Origin of the sequence: Streptomyces sp. UNOC14_S4, assembly GCF_020740835.1 — a bacterium.
Classification (GTDB): Bacteria; Actinomycetota; Actinomycetes; order Streptomycetales; family Streptomycetaceae; genus Streptomyces.
Map to the genome: position 1 here is coordinate 1 of NZ_JAINFC010000813.1, position 2,233 is coordinate 2,233.

At 67.6% G+C, this 2,233-nt stretch carries 3 protein-coding genes; 1 reads left to right on the forward strand and 2 read right to left on the reverse strand.

The features are described 5' to 3' along the window. Nucleotides 1–194, forward strand: a 194-nt coding sequence (locus K6I34_RS36015; protein ID WP_229332239.1) for a hypothetical protein, incomplete at its 5' end; no start/stop codon positions are given. 29 nt (nucleotides 195–223) lie between these two features. Here the strand turns inward: K6I34_RS36015 and K6I34_RS36020 are convergent. Both K6I34_RS36020 and K6I34_RS36025 read right to left on the reverse strand, forming a co-directional pair. After that, nucleotides 224–682: a glyoxalase/bleomycin resistance/extradiol dioxygenase family protein gene (locus K6I34_RS36020; RefSeq protein WP_229332240.1), complete on the reverse strand. Its 459-nt coding sequence runs from the start codon at nucleotides 680–682 to the stop codon at nucleotides 224–226. A gap of 132 nt (nucleotides 683–814) precedes the next feature. Then, nucleotides 815–1,420, reverse strand: a complete 606-nt coding sequence (locus tag K6I34_RS36025) for a response regulator transcription factor (protein ID WP_229332241.1) — start codon at nucleotides 1,418–1,420, stop codon at nucleotides 815–817. Between the last annotated feature and the right edge of the window lie 813 nt (nucleotides 1,421–2,233).

Here is a 2,233-nt window from a genome sequence, read left to right on the forward strand (position 1 = left end):
CGCCCCACCTCCACCAGCGCCTGGCCGCCTCCTACGCCGTCAGCCGCGCCATGCCGTCCGCCTACGTACGCGACGTCACCGCCCACATCCACGCCCGGGCCTCCCACCACGGACTGCCGCGCTGGGAGGACTACATACGCGAAGCCAGCTGCCGCACCCCGGGCAGCGAAAACCCCCGCCTCCGGGACCGTTAGACGGTTCCGGAGGCGGGGGCATCTGCCGATCAGCCCTGCTTCAGATAGCAGTTGGACTCCCAGATCACGCCATAGCGGTCCTGAACGATGCCGAAGACCGTGCCCCAGAACTTCTCCTCCAGCGGCTCCATGACCGTCCCGCCCTCGGCGAGCTTGTCGAACTCCGCCTTCTGGACAGCGGTGTCGGTGTGCTGGAGCCCGACGTGGATGTTGTTGCCGACGACCGCGCCGCCGTCCTTCGCATAAACGCCCTCGTCGGACAGCTCCGCGACGTTCAGGCCACTGCCGTCGGCGAACTGCAGCTTGGAGTACACCACCACGTGCTCCGCGCCCGGAATCTTGTCCATGCCCGGAACCTGCGACAGCAGCATGGTGCGCTCGGCGATCTCCTCGACGCCGAAGACCTCCCGGTAGAACGCGACGGCCTCGTAGCTGCCCCTGACGTACAGCATCGGCGTGAATCGCTGCATCGTTTCCTGCTGGGCCATGACTGGCTCCTTTCCTATACCGGCAAAGCCGTTGATCACGGAATGAGCAGAGAGGTTGTCCCTGCGACGTGACCCACGCTAGATGCCCAATAGGTCAGTAAATGTCCTATTAATTCCCGGTCGGTGGCTCCGTCAGAGCCAGCCGTTGTCGCGGGCGATGCGGATGGCGTCGGCCCGGCTGCGGGCCTTGAGCTTTCCGGTGATCGCGGCGAGGTGGTTGCGCACGGTTCCGGGCGCCAGGTGGAGCGTGACCGCGATGCCACCGGGCGCGTGGCCTTGGGCGGCAAGGTCGAGAACCTCACTCTCCCGGCGGGTCAGCGGGCTGCTCTCGGCAAGCAGGGCCCCGGCCATGATGTCCGGGTCCAGGACCCGCCCTCCGGCAGCAACCCGCCGGATACTGCCGATCAGGACGGCGAGAGGGACATCCCTGCCCAGGAGACCGCCGACCCCGCCCCGCAGTGCGGCCCGCACCACAGCCGGACAGTCGGCGCCGGCGAGCAGGAGCAGTCGGCACCGGGGCATCGCCCGGCGCAGCCGGGCGATGGCGGCGGCCGCGTGGCGGCCGAGCAGCGCCGCATCGACCACGGCGACGTCGGGCCGGGCCCGGACCGCAGCATGCGCGACCTCGTCGGCCGATGCGGCCTCGGCGACGACTTCGATGTCCGCTTCGGCACCCAGCGCTACCACGAGGGCGTGGCGCAGCAGACGCAAACCATCGACAACAAGGACACGGGTCATGAGCAACTCGGCTTTTCAGCAGGAGCAGGAGAGGTGCGGGACGAGCGCAGCACGCCCATGGAAGATCTTCACCTCCGCGCAAGCACGGAGTAACGCCAGGGCGGAGGCCACGCGCCCCGTGGATGCCGGCCATGCGAACGGACTCTCTCCTGGCGGGACCGGCACCCCCGCAGGTGACGCTACGTCGGCAATAGGTCAACGCATGACCCATTTGCCTCGGACCCTTCTGTGACGCCACCTGAACCCTGACACCTGGGTCACCCCGGGGTGACGCCCAGGCCCTGCCACCTCCACCCTCACCGGCAAACCCATGCATTTTGCACGGCAGGAGCATGGTTGACACATCTGCACACAGTCGGCAGAGAAAGATCCACTGGCCCGCGACTCCCGCATCGCTGCAGGTCAGCAACCGCAAGGGCGACAACGCTGACATCGGGCGCGCACATCACACCCCCGAGCGACCCCCTGATCGAAAGAAAAGCCTCCCTTTACCTTCCCTGCACCCGGGGCGCCGACGCATGATCCATTTCTTCCGAATCGGCTCCCGGACAGCCGAACACGTGGAACACAAGCTCCCGAACAGACAGCGGCGGCATGCCATTCCACAGCCCATGCCGTTTCCGCGATCTCGCCCCGGCCGACCCCGAAGACCCTTCCTGAAAGGAACTTCTCGATGCCCCTTGCAACCCGACGGACGATGGGGGAGCCTGCGCACCCCAGGAGCGACCGCAGCCGCGGGAGACACCGCTGGGCCATGCTCCTGCTGTCGGCAACGGCAGTTGCCGCCCCTCTGGTCGCCGCACCCGCCCATGC